The following is a 21,278-nucleotide window of genomic DNA, read 5'->3' as shown; positions in this document are numbered from 1 at the left end:
CCATTTCAGGTTTACCTCAAGAAATTAAACGATGAAAAAAATTAAGTTAATATTCGCAATAATTGCCTTGCTAGCTTTCAGCTTTCAGGGTTGTAAAAAGGCAGAAGAAGTTATTCCCGATCCTTATGCTGATGCAAAATCGCCACTCGGTGTAGCCATTTCGCAAACCGATGTGCCTGTACCAGCAGTAGGCATAGTGGGTACGTCTGTAACCATAAAAGCTACGGGTTTCGATAAATTTAAAGATCAACTAACCTTTATGTTTAATGGCGAAAAGGCAGAGGTGGTAAGTGTAACGGCAACATCCATTACGGTGAAAGTACCCGCATCTGGTAGTACAGGTGTTACATCCATTGCCATAGGCGATCAGTTATTTGTTGGTCCGCTATTTACCGTAAGCGGTCTTATTCAAGTCGATCCCACCTTTAAAGCAACGGCAGGAACCAATGGTTTTGTAAGTCAGGTTTATGAAATGCCTGATGGAAGAAACATTGTTTTGGGTAACTTCACCAACTATGACAACAAAGGGGGAGTGGTTCCAATCAATAGGATTGCCAGAACATCAGCTGATGGCGAGTACGATCGTACTTTCCGTACCGGCAAGGGCTCAAACGGAAGCTTAGCGAGAGTAATAGAAATTGGCGGTCGTTTTATTATTGCCGGCGGTTTTAGTGGCTTTAATCAACGTACTGAAAACATCAGCAACATTACCAGTTTGTTTACCAGTGGCGCTATCGATACCGTAAAAATTCAAACTAAAAGAAAACCAACTTTAACAGATACAGTTACCCAAAAATGGTTTCCGAAATTTAATGGTGGTACCAATGGTTACATCAATCGCGTATATGCACATCAGGGAAAAATTTTGGCAACAGGTAATTTCAGGTACTACGTAAAAAGAACTTACGATAAGTTCAACTACGATTTTACAAGAGATACAGTGATACTAGACAGTACTGAGATTAGACAAGTATTGCGCTTTAATTTAGATGGTAGCTTAGATAAAACCTTCCGTTTTAATACTGCAACCAACAAAGGAAAAGAAAGTGGCAACGGCCCGATTGATAGCTACATGCACACAGATGCAGAAAAGCTGGAGAAATTAGTGGTTTTTGGTAGTTTCAATACTTTTGATGGACAGCCAGCCAACCGAATTGTGAGGTTGAATGCAGATGGAAACATCGATCCAACCTTTACGCCAGGTAGCGGAGCCGATAACGCAATCGCCTCATGTACCTACAACAGCACCACCAAGAAATATGTAATTACCGGAAGTTTTACCACCTATAACGGCAAATTGGCCATTGGTGTTGCCGTTTTAAACGACAATGGAACGTTAGATGAGTCATTCTCTTCTAAATCTTTCGAGGGAGGGCAGGCCAATTATGCAAAACAACTTAATAATGGATTAATTGTAGTGAGTGGTTATTTCGTAAAATACAATAATGTAACGCGTAACGGTTTTATGGTTTTAACACCTACAGGAACTTTGGCTGCTGGTTACAACTCAACAGGTCCATTTAACGGAAGCCTATCTGATGTGGTTGAAACCAAATCGGCTGATGGTAAAAAAGCATTGTTATTAATTGGTGGCTTTAATCGCTTCGATAACCAGCTGTTAAACAACATTATTAGAGTAACCATCGAATAATAGATTAAGCTAACCAAAACATAAATAAAGATGAGCATGATGAAAAAGTATAAATTATTGATTGGCTTAATCGCAACAATAATTACCACGGCTATATTTTCTTGTAATAAAGATTTCGACAGAACAATTGGCGAAAAAAATGCAACTGATACAACAACCGTAAAATTTGGAAACCGAAAGGTTTTATACCTAATTGTTGATGGAGCAAGAGGACAATCGGTATTGGATGCCAACACACCAAATATTGATGCGATTTTACCCAACTCTATTTACAGCTGGGTGGGTTTAAGCGATCCTGCATCAACTGCAAATGCAACCAATTGGGCAAATATGCTAACTGGTGTTAAAAAAGAAAAACATAAAGTTACAAGCGATGCCTTAACCAATAACGATTTGCAGAATTATCCAATTATTTTCAAAAGGATTAAAGAAACAAGTGCAAAATCGAAAATTGTTACCTACACCTCTTCAGCTGTATTTAAATCGCTAACCACTGGCGCAGATGTAAGCAATTTGCTTGCTGCAGATGACGATGTAAAAGCAGCCGTAATAAACAATGTAACAAGCGATACGGCATCGGTAGTAGTGGGTCACTTTACAGGCGTTAATGTGGCAGGGGCAGCATCTGGCTACGATGTTTCATTCCCAGCTTATAAAACCGCAATCGAAAAATTCGATACAACAGTAGGTGAAATTTTAACAGCGTTAAAAAAGCGCCCAAATTATAACAATGAGCAGTGGCTGGTTGTGATTGCCTCAAGCGCAGGTGGGCAGTTTACCTTACCTGCAAATGCAGACGATCAAACGATTTTTAGCCAACCAAAAGCCAATTCATTTATCATATACTACTCGCCAACGTACAAGAAAAGGATTATAACAAAACCATTTACAGGTAACAGATATTTAGGCAAAACCATCCGTTTCAAAGGTCAAAACGTAAGAGCACAAGTTGATGCTGTTGATGCAAGTGTGTATAACATCGACGATACCACAAAAATGACCATCGAACTTAAAGTTAAAAAGAACGAAGACAAGTTTTTCTGGCCAAGCGTATTGGGTAAGAGAAACGAGTGGTCTAGTGGTCACCCGAGCGTTGGATGGGTTATTTATTTAGAAGATGCCTATTGGTACTTTGAATGGAGAGGGACCAAAGATGGAGACTACAGGCAATGTAGAGGTGCTAACATCGACAAAGGAAAATGGGCAAACTTAACTGTTAAGATTGAAGTTAGAAACGGACAAAGATTTGTGCGTACCTACACCAATGGTGTATTTAATAATGAGTTAGAAATTACAGGCTCAGGTTCTTTAGCCAACTCTAACCCGTTAAAATTAGGCTATCTAAACGGAAACGGACATGGCGAGCCAGATGTGTATGTGAGTGATATTCGCTATTTCAAATTTTCCGTTCCAGATGGAACAATTGCGAACTATGCTTGCCAAACCTCAATTGATCAAAGTCACCCGTACTTTAATTTCTTGGTGGGATACTGGCCAGCAACCGATGGAAATGGCAACATTATGGCCGATTTGAGCTCGCAGGCACACGATTTTAAATTTCAAGGTACTTATACCTGGGAGAATTTTAACGACTTGATTTGCCCACCAGCACCAGAAACGTTAGCCGTATTTGTACCACAAACAAGTGATATACCGGCGCAAATTATAAACTGGTTAAAAATTCCGAACAAACAAACTTGGGCGCTTGATGGTCGGGTTTGGTTAGATCAATAGTAGAATTACTGATAATTTAAAATATCATAAAATGAAAAAGATTATTTATATCGCATTACTAAGTATAATCATCCTAGGTGTTTATTCTTGTCAAAAATCCAAGATTGAAGACTTAACCTTACCAGATGCGGCTACCAGAAGTATTGCTGGAGAAGGGATTGCAATTGGCAATGTTACCGTTGATAACGAGTACGTTAAAGTTCCGTTTAAAATTTCACTAACGGGAGTTGCCGAAGAGGCTTTCCAAGTAGGTTTAACCCTAAATAACGATACGGTAACGCAACTCATCAACAATGGCAGCTTAACAAATGCGGTTTTAATGCCTTCGGCAGCAGTAGAATATCCGAATGTGATTAATGTTGCCTTCGGAACAAGCAGTGGCGAAGGAATTGCAAATGTTCGTAGATCGGTATTGGAGCGCAACTACGGTAAAAAAGTTGTTTTTGCCTTAAAGCTTTCTGCCCCAGGTAAAGGGAACAAAATCGCAGCAGGTAAATCAACCATTTTAGTGGTTATCAATACAGCCGATTTATTAAAAACAACCGATTTGCATTACATAAGCCTAAATGGTGGCGGTACCTATAATGTAGTTTTTCAAGGCAATTATATTATCGGTCCAGCGGGGGTAACCATTCCATTGGTGGTGACTTTAGATAATCAACCATCATCTGCTTTCAATGTGAAAATTAGAGATAATGTTGATACCATCGCCACCTTAGTGAGTAGAGGAACTTTACCTGCTGATGCAATCCATTTGGCGGCCAAAGATTTTACACTTGACACTTTAGTTCGCTTTGCTACAGGGGCATCGAGCACCATTGTACGGTTACAAATTCCGTGGCCTGTTTTCGATGCAAACATCGCTGCAAATAAGAAATTCGCTTTTGCATTAAACATCAGCGATGCAACAAACCACGTAATTCACCCAACAAAAAGCAAATTAATTGTGGTGGTGGATCCGAATGTAAACTTAGATAACAACTCCTACATTACCGGAAACGGTACAGGCTTAAGGGCAAAATATTATACCAATACGCAATTAGATCCAGATGATGGCCGTGCCCCATTTGCAACCAGAATCGATGAGCAAATTAACTTCAGCGGAGATGGCTGGCCAGATAATGTTAAAAGTACATCAAACGCCCAATTGAGCAGAGATAATTACGCTTCTAGATGGACGGGAGAGTTTTTAGCACCCGTACGCGGAACTTATACTTTTTACCAAACCCGTTGGGATGATGGCGCCAGGTTATTTGTAAACGGTGTGGCCTTAGTTGATGATTATAACACCACTTGGGATAAAGATTACAGAAAGGGAACGATATTTTTAGAGCGTGGTAAACGCTACAAAATAGAAGCACATCACCGCGAAAACGTAGGTGGGCAACAAGCTTACTTAGAAATTGAAGTACCAAATATTTTAAGTAAACGGGTAATCCCAAAATCTCAACTATTCCCAGCACCTTAAATATTAATTAGATATGAAAAATAACGTAAAAAGATGGTTTGGTATCCTATCGCTATTAATACTTATTGTAATTACAACAGTAAAGTGTAAAAAGGATACAGCAGAAGAAGTGGTTCCAGTTGTTGATGAACCTAAACCAACCGCAGGGTTTGATTACACCGTAGCCAGCCCTACAAAGTTTTTAGAATACCAATTTACAGGAACATCAACCAACTATAAAACTTTATTGTGGCAGTTTGGAGACGACAGCACATCTGTATTGGTGAGCCCGAAACACGTGTATCGTTTTCCGGGTAAATACAAGGTTACCCTAACCACGAGAAATGGGCAAGGCTATTCAGCATCGAAAGAAATTCTGTTAAACATTGTCGATCCAAATTTCGATCCTACTAAAATTGGAGAGAATTACATTCGTACAATAGGCGGTAAATACTCTGTTAATTTAGAAGCAGGAGCGGGTCCAGATTCTAATGAAGGATCCAAAAAGATGGTTGATGGAGACATTACCACTAAATTTTTGCAGGCGGGTTTTGATGGTACTCAAAAATGTACGTTTGAATTGACCACGCCACAAGTAGTTGGTGCTTATACCCTAACATCAGGTAATGATGGCGAAGATAGAGATCCAAGATTTTGGATTTTGCAAGGCTCTTTAGATGGAATTCAATACGTAGATTTACATACGGTAACAACATGCCCATGGGCCAGTCAAGGCGATAGAAGAGTAACCAAGAGGTTTTATTTCGACAACTTTGTTGCTTATAAGTTCTATCGTATTTATTTTAAAGCCAACCGAGGCAGTAGGTTGTTCCAACTGTCTGAATGGACCATCAATAAAAAACAACCATAAATTAACGTTTTGCTTTACACACAAATCGAAATACATGGGGCTATTAAAGCCTCATGTATTTTTTTGTGAATGAATGGCTTACGTCCTTTCAAAAGAATACCCAACATCCAAATCCCTTGTCATTAATTTTTTAACGTGAGTTCGGGATAGCAAATACACTTATCAAAACGAGCGAATACCCTGAAATAAATTCAAGAAGAGGAACGATAGCCACATTTATAATTTGCACACCATGCTGAAATGATTTCGGCATGTTAATGTTATCAATTTGCTTTGTTCTTTATCGTTTAGGGCTTAAACCGAGTTTAGGTTAATTCTAGAAAAAAGGAGAAGCATTAAACGCCATTAATAAATAAAAAATTTATACTTTAGTAAAACGTTTAACTAGCTCAGCTGGTGTATCAACCAAATATCAATATTCACAAACACACACAATGAACAAAACCAAAACCATTAAACTTTTAAGCATGTTAGGGTGCTTATTATTAGGGACTATGGTGCATGCGCAGGATAGAAAAGCTCCTGCTTATCCACTAATTACCCATAATCCAAACTTCAGTATTTGGTCAACTACCGATAATTTAACCGAGAGCGCTACCCAACATTGGACAGGCGCAGACCATTCTCTTTTAGGTATGGTTAATGTTGATGGCAATACCTACCGTTTTTTAGGTAAAGAAACGGTAAGCTATAAAACCGTTTTGGGTACTTCTGACGAAAAAGAATATCAGGTTAAATATTCAATGACAGAACCTCAGGGCGATTGGAAAGCCTTAAACTACAATGCTGATGGCTGGAAAACAGGATCTGCTCCAATTGGCGATGATGCCAAAAACGTAAAAACTTTATGGAAATCGCATGATATTTGGGTGAGAAGATCGTTCAACATCACAAACCCAGCTTCGATTAATGATTTGTTTTTAAAAATCAATCACGATGATAACATAGAAGTATTCTTAAATGGTAAGAAAATTTACACAAAAGAGGGCTGGACAAGCAATTTCCAATACATTGCCTTAAGCAACAGCGATAAAAATGCTTTAAAATCTGGAAATAATGTAATTGCAATTCATTTAATCAATACAGCAGGCGGTCGTTATCTTGATTTTGGACTAGCCAACAAAGAAAAGGACAATGCCCAAAAGGTTCAATTGGCAAAACAGAAAAGCGTAGATATTAATGCCACCCAAACCATTTATAATTTTACATGTGGTAAGGTAGATTTAAAATTAACTTTCACCTCTCCTTTATTGCTTAAAGACTTGGGGATTTTGGCTAGACCCGTTTCTTATGTTACCTACCAAGTTAACGCGAATGATGGAAAAACACATCAGGTCAAAGTTTTTTTAAGTGCTTCATCAAATATCGCTGTGTATAGGCCATCGCAAGCGGTAACGGCAACCAAATTGAGTACAGCTCAATTATCTATCTTAAAAACAGGTACAGTAGAACAACCATTGTTACAAAAGGCAAGCGATGACATGCGTATCGATTGGGGCTATTTTTATGTTGCCGCACCAAAATCTGCTAATAGCATTCAATTTGTAACCACCGAAAAAGAGGCTGCAAATGCTTTCAGAGCTGGAAATTCAGCTTCAACAGTTAAGGAAGGTAAAATGCTCGCCTTAAATACCATTATCCCTTTTGGTACAGTAGGCAAAGCACCTGTAGAGAAATTTGTAGAGTTGGGTTACGATGAAATTTATTCAATTCAATACTTCAAACAAAATTTAAGGCCATGGTGGAACACTTCGGGCAAGGAAACCATGGAAGGACAATTAACCGATGCGGCAAGCGATTACAAATCTGTAATGGCCAAATGCGACGAGTTAAACAGATCGCTTTATGCTGATGCACTAAAATCAGGCGGTAAAGAATATGCAGATCTTTGCGTGTTGGCTTATCGTCAAAGCATAGCAGCCCACACACTTGTTAAAAGTCCACAAGGTGAAATACTATGGTTATCAAAAGAAAACAATAGCGGTGGTTTTATCAACACAGTTGATGTAACTTACCCATCGGCACCATTGTACTTAATTTACAATCCACAATTGCTTCAGGGCATGCTAAACGGGATTTTTTATTTTAGTGAAAGTGGAAAATATCCTCATCCATGGGCAGCACACGATTTAGGAACTTATCCTTTAGCAAACGGACAAACGTATGGTGAGCCAATGCCTGTAGAAGAATCTGGAAATATGATTATTTTGACAGCTGCAATTGTAAAGGCGCAAGGTAATGGAGCCTATGCAAAAGCACACTGGAAAACCTTAACTACCTGGGTAGATTATTTGACCAAAGAAGGCTTAGATCCCAAAACCCAGTTGTGTACAGATGATTTTGCCGGACACCTGGCTCGTAATGCAAACTTATCTGTTAAAGCCATTGTTGGCATTGCCTGCTATGCACAAATGGCCGAAACTTTAGGTTATACAGATGTTGCCAAACAATACAGAGCCATTGCAGAAAGTATGGTTCCGAAATGGATTGATATGGCAGAAGCTGGCGACCATTATGCTTTAACATTCGACGATAAAAATACTTGGAGCCAAAAATATAACTTAGTATGGGATAAGGTTTTGAACCTGAATCTATTCCCTCAAAAAATCTATGATACAGAAACTAAGTTTTATTTAACCAAACAAAATAAATTTGGGTTACCCTTAGACAGTAGAAAAGCATATACTAAGAACGACTGGATTGTGTGGACGGCTACTTTTGCCCCAACACAAAAGGATTTTGAAGCCATCATCCAGCCTGTTTATAGGCACGCAATTGAAACGGAATCTAGAGTGCCTTTAAATGATTTTTATGATTCGAACACCGGTATCCGCGATAACTTCAAAGCGAGAAGTGTGGTGGGCGGCTTTTACATGAAAATGTTGAGAGACAAACTTTCAAAATAATTATTTACCCCAATAAATAGCAATTGGCTCTACAAATTTGTGGAGCCTTTGTTGTTTATAGGCTTTTAGGTCAAAATTACTTGGCTTTGCTTTTGCGATCACCCGCCTTGGTTCGTGTCTTCACGAAACAATTAAGATACTTTCAATGGATGGTACGTGGGGACACGTACCATGGCGGTTGAGGGGTAAGTCAAAATTACTTGGCCTTGGCTCGTGTTTTCACCTGCCTTGGTTCGTGTCTTCACGAAACAATAAAGATACTTTCAATGCACGGTAGGTGGGGACACGTACCATGGCGGTGGGGGTAATTCAAAATACTTGCCTTGGTTCGTGTCTTCACGAAACAATAGAGATATTTTTTTCAATGAATTGTTCGCGGGGCCACTTACCAAGGAGGTTAGATAGTTGGCTTTAAAAGTCAACTTGTAGGCCTAAATTGTGTTTCGCTGCTTTTGTACCTTTTGTTTCTTTTGTGGTGTAAAAATAAAATTTTGCAACAGCCGCTAATTCTGACCTAAAACTCAAATTCGAGTTGATTGCTCTCAGGTTTCTCCCTAGCAACATCATCGTAAAAGCGAGAAAGGGTTATTCCCAATAAACGCACTTTTTTAAATCCAATATCAGCTTCTTTTAAGAGTTGGATAGCCTCCAAATAAATCTGTGCTGCTTTGTTAATCGGGAAGGCAAACGACCTGCTGCGGGTAATTTGTTTAAAATCTTCGAACTTGATTTTAAGCGTTACGGTTTTTCCGCTAAGCTTGTGTTTTTCAAGTCGATTTGCAACCGTTTCACTAATTTGATGAAGTAAACTGTGCATCACCGATTCATCATTGGTATCTTCAGAAAGCGTATCTTCTGCACCAACCGATTTGGTTTCTCGATTAGATTGAACGGGTCTTTCATCTATACCCCGAACCACTTTGTAATAGAACTTACCAGATTTCCCGAATTGAGCAATCAATTGCGCTTCGCTCAATTTTTTTAAATCTGCGCCAGTAATAATCTGCATTGATTTCATTCTGGCCGCCGTAACCTTCCCAATTCCGAAAAATTTTTCTACAGGAAGCTTCTCCATAAATGCTTTAATTTTAGAGGGACCAATGAAGGTTAGTCCATCCGGTTTATTCATGTCTGATGCGATTTTTGCGACAAATTTATTGATGGAAACTCCCGCAGATGCGGTTAAATTCAGCTCGTTTTTTATGTCATCTTTGATGGATTTCGCAATGTCAATCGCCGATCCAATTCCCAGCTTATCCTCGGTAACATCTAAATAAGCTTCATCTAAAGAAAGCGGTTCAATAATATCAGTATAGCGATGGAAAATCTCCCTAATTGATCTAGAAACTGATGTGTATGCATCGAAACGAGGATAAACGAAGATTGCTGTTGGGCAAAGTTGGTAGGCTTTACTGCATGACATGGCGGATTTTATTCCGTATTGTCTGGCTTCATAACTGGCGGTAGCCACCACACCTCTACTATCGGGCTTGCCACCAACAACTAAGGGCTTGCCCCGATATTCGGGAAAATCACGTTGCTCTACCGATGCGTAAAATGCATCCATATCAATGTGAATAATTTTTCTTAATACCCTTGTGTTATCTTCAGACATTTAACTTAGACACGTATTAAAACGTTTAAAGATTTAGCTGCATCAATTTCAAACGAAGTCCTATCTGCAATCAATTGGATTTTAAATTTCGGTATTTTTATCTTGATTATTGAGTTTGATTCATTTCTTTACAAAATAAGGAATTTCAATTAGGGTTAGAGGTAGCAAACCTTGATAAAGCTAAATCACATTGCTAAAATTATTTGATGGAGGATAGCCAATAAATTGGGCAATTTTTGAACGCTTAACCGTTGTTTTTTCCAGAGAAATTGCAAATTAAACCCGATGGGACGGAAAGCCGCTATTTTTTATAGCGCTTGGAGGTACAGCGGGGCAGAACCCAAGCGAAGGGGTACTGCCATTGCTTTTCAAATGTTTGGGGTATTATTTATATTAGGCGGCGATTAAACTAATTATTTATAAGTGCCTAATTCAACAGAAAGTCAACCTTACTCAGCAAGGAATCCATTTCAAAAGGCTTTTCCATGAAATCGTTTGCACCGGCATCTAAAGCCGATTGTTTGATATCTCTACTTGCAGAAATCATTAAGACAGGAATTCCCATATATTTAGGGTCACTTTTAAGCTGACGGCAAATATCTCGACCGTCGTATCCGCTCATCCATATATCTAGAAGGATGAGGTCTGGTTGATTTTTAACCGCATCTATAACAGTACCGCCATCGTAAGTGTATTCCACCTCATAACCCATAACTTCTAATATCATAGTAACCGCATCTACAATACCTTCATCATCATCGGCGATGAGTATTTTCTTATTTTTCATTAGTAGTAGTCCTAGAAGTTTACCATATCGGGAACAAATATGATTAAAGTATATTATAATAACATGAGCTCGGGCCAACCAAAACATCTTTTAGACAAGGCCTTCCAACAATTTTTATAATCCGTGCGTCGTGCTGAATTCACTTCTGCATCTTAATGGATGTTTAATGGCTGTGTTCTTTCTCCTTTAAGACTTAAACCGAACTCAGGTTACAATAAGTATTTAATACAGTTTTAGCCCTTTTTGTTTTAAAAAAAAAATATTTTGCAATGTTGTAATAACCAGAGGGATTGCCAGTCATAATGCGAATAAGCAAATAGAAACTTTTATTAGAAATTTTATAGTTTATATTTACGGCGTAATTTCAAACAAAAAGGTTGAGTATCCAAAATGGACAGTATTAATATTAAGAAATTAGCAGAAGCGTTAAATTTATCTACATCTACTATTTCTAGAGCCTTTAGAGATAATAGCGACATTAGTGTTGCTACTAAAGAACGCATATTAGCCAAAGCAAAGGAACTTAACTACCAACCAAACCATTACGCCAGCAATTTAAGAGAACAAAAAAGCAAAACAATTGCCGTTATCGTGCCGGAGTTGGCTAACAATTATTTCTCGCAAGCCATTCACGGTATAGAGCGGGTGGCCAGAGAAAATGGCTATCACATCTTAATTTACGTTACGGATGATGACTACACCAAAGAAGTCACGTTTATTCGCCATTTGCACAATGGTAGGGCAGATGGAATCATCATGTCCGTTTCTGGAGAAGCTAACGACCACAACTACCTAAATAAATTTGGCGCTAAGCGCTTACCATTGGTTTTCTTTGATAGGATTTATGAAGATATAGAAACACCAAGGGTAATCACCAACGATTATAACAGTAGTTTTTTAGCAACCGAGCATTTAATTGAACAAGGATGCAAGCGAATAGCGTATTTGGTGGTAAACAAAAGTCTATCTATTGGTAAAACGAGGATGCAAGGTTATATCGATGCATTGGCCAAGCACAAAATCCCTTTCGAAGAGAGTCTTATTGTTGATTGTAGCAACAGTTATGAAGAAAACAGCGTAATTATCAAAAATGCACTTATCGATTTAAAGCCCGATGGCGTTTTTACATCTGTAGAGCGTTTGGCCTTTGCCACTTATTATGCTAGTTACGATTTGAATATCAGCATCCCGAATGACTTGAAAGTAATCAGTTTTTCGAGTTTGGAAATTGCTCCATTACTAAACCCATCTTTAACAACCATAACCCAGCCAGCAATTGAGATTGGGGAGGAAGCAGCCAAATTATTGTTTACAATTTTAGACGACCATGCGGATAAAAATCTACCTCGAGAAATCGTTTTGGAGTCGAAAATTATCATGAGAAATTCCACCTCAAAACACCCCAAAAAGCCTTAAAAATTTCACAGGTTTTTTGCCCAAAAAAATTCAAAAAAAATCTTCACTTAGTGTAAAATACGCAGAATTTCGTTCGATTTTCGGGAACGTTCCCGAAAAGAGGTTCAATTTTGGTTCGTTTTTTTCGGGAACGTTCCCGAAAAAACGGTTAAAAATGACTTAGTGTAAAAATTACACTCTAAATAAAATTTTTATATTTTTAATTAATTGATTATCAGTAAATTAAATTTTAAAATTCTTTATTATGAGATTTTGATGATACAATAAACGGCGTAAAACTTAGATAAAATATAGCCACAAGTTTTGCCCAAAAATATATTTTTTAAAAATATTTTGAAATCTCATTAAGTGCTGTAAATTAGGCCTATGTGTAAATCACTATAATATTTAACCAAATTTTTATCCCTAAAAGAGTCTCTAATATGAAAGTATTTTACCTGTTAAAACAGGGGCTTCTAGTGCTGTTAGTTTTTGCAGCATTAATCGTAAAAGCACAAACCGGATCAGTATCTGGTAAAGTGCTTGATGAAACTGGCCAACCTTTACCTGGTGCTTCCGTTGTTGTACAAGGAACAACCAGAAGTACATCAACTGATGTAAATGGTAACTTTAAAATTGCAGGTTTAGCTGATGGTTCAGTTACTTTAGCTGCAAGCTTTATCGGTTATCAAACTTTAAGCAAGCCCGTTAGCGTAACGGCAAACGCAACCGTTAATTTCCAATTGGTGCCCGATGCACAAAAACTTAACGAAGTTGTTGTAATTGGTTACGGTACGGCAGAAAAGAAAAACCTAACTGGTTCCATCACAACAGTAAATTCAAAAGATTTCCAAAAAGGTACCATTACAACACCTGAACAATTAATTCAAGGTAAAGTTGCTGGGGTTAACATCATTACAGGTGGTGGAGCACCTGGAGGTGGTAGCACAATTCGAATTCGTGGTGGTGCATCATTAAACGCAAGTAACGATCCGCTAATCGTAGTGGATGGAGTGCCTTTCAGTGGCAACAGCATTGGTAATGCACCAAGTCCACTTTCATTAATTAACCCTAATGATATTGAAACGTTTACGGTATTGAAAGATGCAAACGCAACAGCCATTTACGGTTCAAGAGCTTCAAATGGTGTAATTTTGATTACCACTAAAAAGGGAAGTTCTGGCGCGCCAGTAATCAACTTCAGTACAAACAACTCTATCGCAACGGTTGCTAAAAAAGTTGATGTGCTTTCGGCAGATCAAGTTCGTGCTTTTGTGAACGCAAATGGTAATGCCGCTCAAAAAGCTTTACTAGGTACAGCAAACACCGATTGGCAAGATGAAATTTATCAAAATGCATTCTCTACTGATAATAACTTAAGCATCTCTGGTTCGTTCAAGGGCGTTCCTTATCGTGTTTCTGGAGGTTATTTAGATCAAGACGGTGTTGTGATTAGCAGTAAATTAAAAAGAGCTACTGGTTCATTCTCCATTTCTCCTAAATTATTCCAAGATCACTTAAAAATTGAGTTAAATTTAAAAGGATCTTTAACCGATTCTCAATATCCAAATGATGGCGCAATTGGTTCGGCCATTCAGTTCGATCCAACTCAACCTGTATATGCAACCAATAAATTCGGAAATTATTTCGAATGGATTACATCTGCAGGTGTACCAAATCCAAATGCACCACGTAACCCGGTTGCGTTAATCAGACAGCAAGATAACCATGGTAATGCTGCAAGAAGTTTTGGTAATGCTAAATTAGATTACTCTTTCCACTTCTTGCCAGAGTTACATGCGGTGGTTAATGTGGGTTACGATTATTCTAAAGGTTACGGGCGTACAATTGTTCCAACTTTCGCAGCACAAAGCTTTTCAACAGAAGGTTCTTTCTCTAGAAGATTAAACACCGAAATGGATAAGTTTTCTGAGGCGTATTTATCTTATGCAAAAACAATTGGCAAAAGTAGGTTCGATGTAACAGGTGGTTATGGTTATTATGATGTTTCACAAACAAACTATAACTTTGCAACCTACAGAGGAACAGGCGTTTTACAAACGACTCCTGTTTTCCCACTATCTGTTGAGCGAAATAAATTGCTTTCTTACTATGGTCGTTTAAATTACACCTTAGCTGACAAATATATCCTTTCGGGAACAATGAGGGCAGATGCTTCTTCAAAGTTTGCTGAAGGTAATCGTTGGGGTTATTTCCCATCAGTTGGTTTAACTTGGAGAGTAATTGGCGAAGATTTCCTAAAGGATAGTAAAGTGCTTTCTGATTTGAAATTGAGATTAACTTACGGTGAAACGGGTAATAAAGATGGGGCTGATATCGGTAACTACAATTACTTAGCTAAATACTACGCAAATACCAACAACGGCCAGTATCAGGTAGGCAATACCTTTTATAATTATTACAGTCCTGCGGGTTACGACCCAGATTTGAAATGGGAAACAACCACAACCTATAATGCTGGTTTAGATTACGGATTTTTAAAAGGCAGATTATACGGTAGTATTGATGTGTATTACAAAAAAACCAAAGATTTATTAAGCAAAGTTACCATTCCAGTAGGAACGAACTTTAGTAACGAGTTGGTAACCAACGTGGGTAACATGGAAGTTAGAGGTGCAGAGGTAAGTTTAAATTATGTTGCCATCCAAACCGAAAATACAACTTGGGAAATTGGCGTAAACGGTGCTTACAACAAAAGAAAAGTAACCAATTTAACTTTAAATCCTAATTCGGATTTCAAAATTGATGCAGGTGACATTACAGGTGGTACAGGAATTCACTTAAAATACAATGCAGTAAATCAGTTACCAGGTTCTTTCTTTGTGTATAAACAAGTTTACAACGCTGATGGTAAACCATTAGAAGGTGTTTATCAAGATTTGAATGGAGATGGTTCAGTTTCAGCGGCGGATCAATATTTCTATAAATCACCAGATCCTGTAGTAACCTTAGGCTTTAACACCTCTTTCACCTATAAAAGATGGACTGCAAGCACTGTATTAAGAGCAAACATTGGAAACTATATTTACGATAACATTTCATCAAACTTCGGTGTAAGAAATAACGTATTAAGTACACAAGGTATTTTAAATAACTCTACATCAGATTTATACAATACCAATTTCTCTGGTTCATCAGGTGTGCAGTATTTGAGTGATTACTACATCAGAAATGCATCGTTCTTGAAAATGGATAATGCAGGTTTATCTTATAACGTAGGTAAACTATCTAAAAACGGTAACATGTCAATGCGCATTTCTGCAAACTGTCAAAACGTATTTGTCGTATCTAAGTACAAAGGAATTGATCCTGAATCTGTTTCAGGTATCGACTACAATTTGTACCCTCGTCCGAGAACATATACTTTGGGTTTAAATGTTGGTTTTTAATAATTAATATCGATGAAAACAATCAACTCACAGCCTTCAAAGGCCGTTACGAATGGGATAGTAATCGAAAACGATCAAAGAAAAAATATCAAAATGAAAAATTCATTTAAAATAATGTTGGCATCAGGCATGGTCCTGCTGTCGCTAAATTCATGCAAAAAAGAATCATTTAACTTAACACCAACAAATGATGTAACCTCGGCTACAGTTTATGCAACGCCAGTGGGTTACAAAAACAGCTTGGTAAAGTTATATGCCACTTATGCGCTTACCAGTCCTTCTGGATCAGACGTGAGTGATGTTGGTGGGTTAAACTCAGGTTTTGCCGATTTCTTCAGATTGTTCTGGACATCTCAAGAATTGGTAACTGATGAAGCCATTTGTGCTTGGGGAGACGTAGGTATTCCAGAATTGGATTACGGAACGCCAACGCCAGACAATCAATTTCTACGTGGATTATACTCAAGAAGTATTCTTCAAATTACCTTTGCTAACGAATTTTTACGCGAAAGCACGCCAGAGAAGTTAGCGAGCAGAAACATTACAGGCGCAGATGCAACAGCCATAACCCGTTACCGTGCAGAAGCTCGTTTTTTACGCGCTTTTCAATATTGGGTATTGTTAGATGCTTTCGGTAATCCACCATTTGTTACTGAAGATGATGCAATTGGTAAAGTAAACCCAAAACAAATTCAAAGAGCAGCACTTTTTACTTATATCGAATCTGAATTGAAAGCCATTGAAGGTGATTTAGCAGAGCCTCGTACAAATGAGTATGGCCGTGCCGATAAAGGTGCAGATTGGGCATTGTTAGCCAGATTGTATTTGAACGCACAAGTTTATACAGGTACTGCAAAATATACTGAAGCCATTACCTATTCGAGTAAAGTTATTGCTTCTAGTTATGCTCTAAAAGCAAACTATATGGATCTTTTTAAAGCAGATAACGAAGTAAACAATACCGAAAACATTTTAACCATCAACTACGATGGTATCAATGGAACCAATTATGGTGGTACAACTTTCTTAATTAATGCAGGTATCAATGCAGATATGAACCCAACAACCTATGGTGTTCCATCTGGTGGATGGGGTGGTAACAGAACCCGTCAAAACCTTCCAAATTTATTCCCAGATCCAAATGGAACTTTAGATAAACGTGGTGTATTTTTCGGAACAAAAAGAGGTGTTGATGCCGTGGGAGAATTTACAGACGGTTTACGTGTAACTAAATTCAAAAATGTTACTTCAACCGGTGCATTGGGCAGATCTTTAAATGGAACGTTCAGTTCATTAGATTTTGCGTTATTCCGTTTGGCAGAACAGTATTTAATTTATGGAGAAGCGGTTGCTCGTGGTGGTTCAGGTGGTAGTGCTGCATTGGCTTTAACGTATGTGAATGCATTACGTCAGAGGGCTTATGGCAACACATCAGGAAATGTAAGTTCAGCAGCGCTAACAACTGATTTTTATTTAGATGAGCGTGGACGTGAATTGTATTGGGAAGGTCATCGCCGTACAGATTTAATTCGTTTCGGCAAATTTACAGGATCAACTTATTTATGGCCTTACAAAGGTGGTTCACAAGCTGGTGCTGCCTTACCTGCTTACCGTAATCTTTACCCTTTACCATTGGCAGATTTAATTGCCAATCCAAATTTGGTTCAAAATACAGGTTATTAATCTTTATAATTCATAAGATATGAAATCAATATTTATTAAATCCTTAGCACTATGCTTCATTGCATTGTCACTTTGGTCATGTAAAAAAGATGAAACCAGAACGGTTTCTAGCGTTGCAGCAGCAGGTACACTTACTGCATCAACCACAACATTAACTTTGGCGCAAGCTAACGGAGCATCGCCAGCCTTAACTTTAAGTTATCCTTTGGCAAGCTCATCAGGTTATGTTATTCCAGTAAATACAACCCTACAGTTTGCATTAAAAGGAACCAACTTCGCAACACCTAGAGAGATCGTGGTTACAAGCAAAAGTTACGTGCCAACCGTTACCGAAGTAAACAACATGATTTTGGCTTTGGGCGGTGTGGTTAATCAACCTGCACAAATAGAAGTTAGATTGAAATCGGGCGCAGCGGCAAATGATGTAACCTATTCAAACGTAGTAACATTAACGGCTACACCATTTTTAGCTTCGGCATGGATTTATGCTCCAGGTGCATATCAAGGATGGAATCCATCTACAGCAGATAGTTTAATTTCACTATCGAGTAATGGAATTTACACGGGTATGATTGCATTTACACCAGGAAATTTAGAATTTAAAATTACCCCTGCTAAAAAATGGGATATTGCTTTTGGCGATGCAGGTGCAGGAAAAATCAGCTCATCTGCTGGCGATAACTTAAAATCTCCAGATGCAATTATTAAACAAGTTACCGTTGATTTGAAACTAAACACCATTACCTTTGGTACGCCAAAAGAGTGGTCAATCATTGGAGATGCTACGCTAGGTGGCTGGAATAACGACACCGATATGAAAGGTGTAAACGATGGAAAATTCACTGTTTATAGCATTAAAACAACATTAGGCGTTGGTGAGTTTAAATTCCGTTTCAATCATGCTTGGGATGTTAACTTAGGTGGTGCAGCAACCCTTACTTTAGGTGGCGATAACATTAAAGTAACAAGTGCAGGAACCTATACCATTACCCTAACCGTTGCAAAAACAGCAGATAAAGTAACCGGTGGTACTTACACTATAGTTAAAAACTAATCCTTATTATTTGCCCCGTGGTATCCTTTACCACGGGGCTTTTTAATCTTAAAAAGTTTCAGCATGATCTTATCCGCAACACCATCACTTTGCTCGCTCATCCCTAATGCTCAAACTGCAGCTTTGCGCCAGGCAAAGAAAATCCTTTTAATTTCCTTATTCATATTAGCAGCCAACGCCGATGCATTTGCTCAAAAATTCGAGCGTATCGAACCCATGTTTTGGTTCACAGGCATGCACAATCCAAAATTGCAATTGCTTGTACATGGCGATAACATTGCAATCAGTACAGTTACCTTATCTTACCCAGGTGTAAAGCTGGTTAAGGTGAACAAAGTCGAAAATCCGAATTATCTATTTTTAGATTTAGAACTTTCAACAGCAGTAAAAGCGGGAACGTTCCCAATCAATTTTACAGCTAAAGGAAAAAAGATATTCAGCTACAACTACGAATTAAAGAACCGCGATAAAAGCGCAGGCAGAATTCAAGGCGTAACTCAAAAAGATTTCATTTACTTATTAATGCCCGATCGCTTTTCAAATGGCGACAAGAGTAACGATGTGGTACAAGGTTTAACCGAAACCGCCTTAAACCGAGATAGTATGTACTATCGTCACGGTGGCGATATTCAAGGCGTAGTTAATCATTTAGACTACCTTAAAGATTTGGGGATTACCACCGTATGGATGACGCCTGAGGTGGAGAACGACATGCCTCGTGCATCTTACCATGGTTATGCTGTAACCGATCATTATAAAATTGATCCACGCTACGGAACCAACGAATCCTATAAAAAATATGTAGAAACCGTACATGCAAAAGGCATGAAGGTAATTAAAGATATTGTACACAACCATATTGGTACCGGACATTGGTTCTATAAAGATTTGCCAATGAAAAACTGGTTAAATCAATGGCCAACATATACACAAACCAGCTACCGCGATCAAACTGTTATGGATCCACACGCATCCGCCGCAGATCGTAAACAAATGTTAGATGGTTGGTTTGTACCCTCAATGCCCGATTTAAATCAAACAAACCCTTACGTTCAAAACTATTTAACTCAAAACCACATCTGGTGGATTGAATATGCAGGCATAGATGGTTTACGCTTAGATACTTATCCATACAACGACCCCATTTACATGTCGGATTGGGCATTGAAACTTCAAGCAGAATTTCCACATTTATCGGTTTTTGGCGAAACTTTAGTTAATGCAGTAGCCAATCAAGCCTTCTTTACAGGCGGAAATACCGTAAACCGTGGTTTTGATACGCACCTTCAAGGCATTACTGATGCTACATTGAAAGATGCAATGTACGAGGCCATTAATGGTAAAAACGGTTGGACAGATGGCGTAAACAGAATGTACGCCACATTGGCACACGATTTTCTTTATAAAAACCCAAATACAAACTGCATCTTTTTAGATAACCATGATATGAGTCGTTTTTATTCGATGGTTGGAGAAGATTTCGATAAATACAAAGAGGGAATGGCTCTTTTATTAACCATGCGTGGTATTCCACAAATGTATTATGGAACAGAAATTTTGATGAAAAACTTTTCAAACCCTGATGGTTTAATTCGCTCTGATTTTCCTGGAGGATGGGATGGCGATAAAAAAGACAAGTTCACAGCAGATGGAAGAACCAACAAAGAAAATGAAGCCTTCAATTTCGTAAAAACCTTGGCAAATTTTCGCAAAAATAGCCCGGCCTTGCAAACCGGAAAGTTAATGCAGTATGTTCCGCAAGATGATATTTATGTTTATTTTCGTTACAACGCAGATGCAAAAGGCACTGTAATGGTTGTGGTAAACAACACAGAGAAAGACAAAAATTTAAATACAAATCGTTTTGCTGAACAAATTAAAAATAGCACCTCAGCCAGAAATGTTATTTCTAACGAGCGTATGGATGTTAAGGCGTTTAAAGTTCCAGCAAAAACAACTTTAGTACTCGAATTAAATTAAAATTACCGATTGCCGCTTAAGCTTACTTAGCGGATTGATAAAAATGCAATGCAACAAAATACATCCAACATATTAAACAACACATCAACCATTAAGGCATGCTTATTTGATCTTGATGGGGTTTTGGTAGATACCGCAGTTTACCACTATCAAGCTTGGAAACGTTTGGCAAATACCATGGGCTTCGATTTTACAGAAGAACAGAACGAACAGCTTAAAGGCGTAAGCCGGGTAGAAAGCTTAAATAAAATTTTGGCTTGGGGTAATGTAGAAAAAACAGAAGCCGAAAAAGAAACACTCGCCACCTTAAAAAATAGCTGGTATGTGGATATGATTACCAAAATGACACCTGCCGAGGTTTTACCAGGAACGGTCGATTTCTTAACCGAAATTCATCAAGCTGGGTATAAACTGGCTTTAGGTTCAGCCAGTAAAAATTCAGGAATTATTTTGGAAAGAACAAACCTGGCGCATTTCTTTGATGAAATTGTAGATGGAAATAGGGTTACAAAATCCAAACCAGATCCAGAGGTATTTTTAAAAGGAGCCGAACTTTTAGGTTTCCAACCAGAACAATGCGTCGTTTTTGAAGATGCAGTTGCAGGCGTGGAAGCAGCAAAACGCGGTGGCATGAAAGCCATCGGGATCGGCGAAAAAAGTGTGCTTACCGAAGCTGATGTGGTAGTAAGTGGATTAGATAAATTAACAGTAAAAGATTTAGAAGAGTTATAAAAAAGTTTAAGGT

Annotated in this window: 13 protein-coding genes; 11 read left to right on the top strand and 2 right to left on the bottom strand. The window is 38.3% G+C overall.

The genetic code is table 11. The annotated features are described in order from the left end of the window. Window positions 1-31: 31 nt before the first annotated feature. The 5 genes from DHW03_RS13820 to DHW03_RS13800 all read left to right on the top strand — a co-directional run bounded on the left by DHW03_RS13820 (window position 32) and on the right by DHW03_RS13800 (window position 8,609). The gene (locus tag DHW03_RS13820) at window positions 32-1,651 is read left to right on the top strand and encodes a DUF5008 domain-containing protein (protein WP_109926414.1); all 1,620 of its coding nucleotides are present in this window, start codon (window positions 32-34) and stop codon (window positions 1,649-1,651) included. 36 nt (window positions 1,652-1,687) lie between these two features. Beyond that, window positions 1,688-3,385 carry a DUF4983 domain-containing protein gene (locus DHW03_RS13815; protein WP_165825423.1) on the top strand — a complete coding sequence of 566 codons (1,698 nt, stop codon included), beginning with the start codon at window positions 1,688-1,690 and terminating at the stop codon, window positions 3,383-3,385. A gap of 31 nt (window positions 3,386-3,416) precedes the next feature. Beyond that, window positions 3,417-4,853, top strand: a complete 1,437-nt coding sequence (locus DHW03_RS13810; protein WP_109926412.1) for a PA14 domain-containing protein — start codon at window positions 3,417-3,419, stop codon at window positions 4,851-4,853. Between the two features lie 13 nt (window positions 4,854-4,866). Beyond that, complete coding sequence (locus DHW03_RS13805) at window positions 4,867-5,703, top strand: PKD domain-containing protein (RefSeq protein ID WP_109926411.1); 837 nt, start codon at window positions 4,867-4,869, stop codon at window positions 5,701-5,703. A gap of 434 nt (window positions 5,704-6,137) precedes the next feature. Then, window positions 6,138-8,609, top strand: a complete 2,472-nt coding sequence (locus DHW03_RS13800) for a glutaminase family protein (RefSeq protein ID WP_109926410.1) — start codon at window positions 6,138-6,140, stop codon at window positions 8,607-8,609. Window positions 8,610-9,123: 514 nt separating this feature from the next. Here DHW03_RS13800 and dinB read toward each other — a convergent pair. Beyond that, window positions 9,124-10,224 (bottom strand): DNA polymerase IV, encoded by a 1,101-nt coding sequence (gene dinB / locus DHW03_RS13795; protein ID WP_109926409.1) that lies wholly within the window; start codon window positions 10,222-10,224, stop codon window positions 9,124-9,126. Between the two features lie 427 nt (window positions 10,225-10,651). After that, complete coding sequence (locus tag DHW03_RS13790; RefSeq protein ID WP_109926638.1) at window positions 10,652-11,011, bottom strand: response regulator; 360 nt, start codon at window positions 11,009-11,011, stop codon at window positions 10,652-10,654. Window positions 11,012-11,401: 390 nt separating this feature from the next. On the opposite strand from DHW03_RS13790, the gene DHW03_RS13785 reads away from it, so the two are divergent. From DHW03_RS13785 to pgmB, 6 genes are all read left to right on the top strand, one after another. Then, window positions 11,402-12,427, top strand: coding sequence for a LacI family DNA-binding transcriptional regulator (locus DHW03_RS13785; RefSeq protein ID WP_109926408.1), 1,026 nt, complete (start codon window positions 11,402-11,404; stop codon window positions 12,425-12,427). A gap of 422 nt (window positions 12,428-12,849) precedes the next feature. Next, window positions 12,850-15,816, top strand: a complete 2,967-nt coding sequence (locus DHW03_RS13780) for a SusC/RagA family TonB-linked outer membrane protein (protein ID WP_109926407.1) — start codon at window positions 12,850-12,852, stop codon at window positions 15,814-15,816. A gap of 12 nt (window positions 15,817-15,828) precedes the next feature. Then, on the top strand, window positions 15,829-17,499 hold the full coding sequence (locus tag DHW03_RS13775) for a RagB/SusD family nutrient uptake outer membrane protein (protein ID WP_240618540.1): 1,671 nt from the start codon (window positions 15,829-15,831) through the stop codon (window positions 17,497-17,499). Between the two features lie 19 nt (window positions 17,500-17,518). Beyond that, on the top strand, window positions 17,519-18,553 hold the full coding sequence (locus DHW03_RS13770) for a SusE domain-containing protein (RefSeq protein ID WP_109926406.1): 1,035 nt from the start codon (window positions 17,519-17,521) through the stop codon (window positions 18,551-18,553). A gap of 63 nt (window positions 18,554-18,616) precedes the next feature. Continuing rightward, window positions 18,617-20,533, top strand: coding sequence for a glycoside hydrolase family 13 protein (locus tag DHW03_RS13765; protein WP_109926405.1), 1,917 nt, complete (start codon window positions 18,617-18,619; stop codon window positions 20,531-20,533). 48 nt (window positions 20,534-20,581) lie between these two features. Continuing rightward, window positions 20,582-21,265: a beta-phosphoglucomutase gene (pgmB, locus tag DHW03_RS13760; protein ID WP_109926404.1), complete on the top strand. Its 684-nt coding sequence runs from the start codon at window positions 20,582-20,584 to the stop codon at window positions 21,263-21,265. The last annotated feature ends 13 nt before the right edge of the window (window positions 21,266-21,278 follow it).

Source organism: Pedobacter yonginensis (genome assembly GCF_003173595.1).
Taxonomy (GTDB): Bacteria; Bacteroidota; Bacteroidia; order Sphingobacteriales; family Sphingobacteriaceae; genus Pedobacter; species Pedobacter yonginense.
This window is presented reverse-complemented; position numbering and strand designations above follow the sequence as displayed.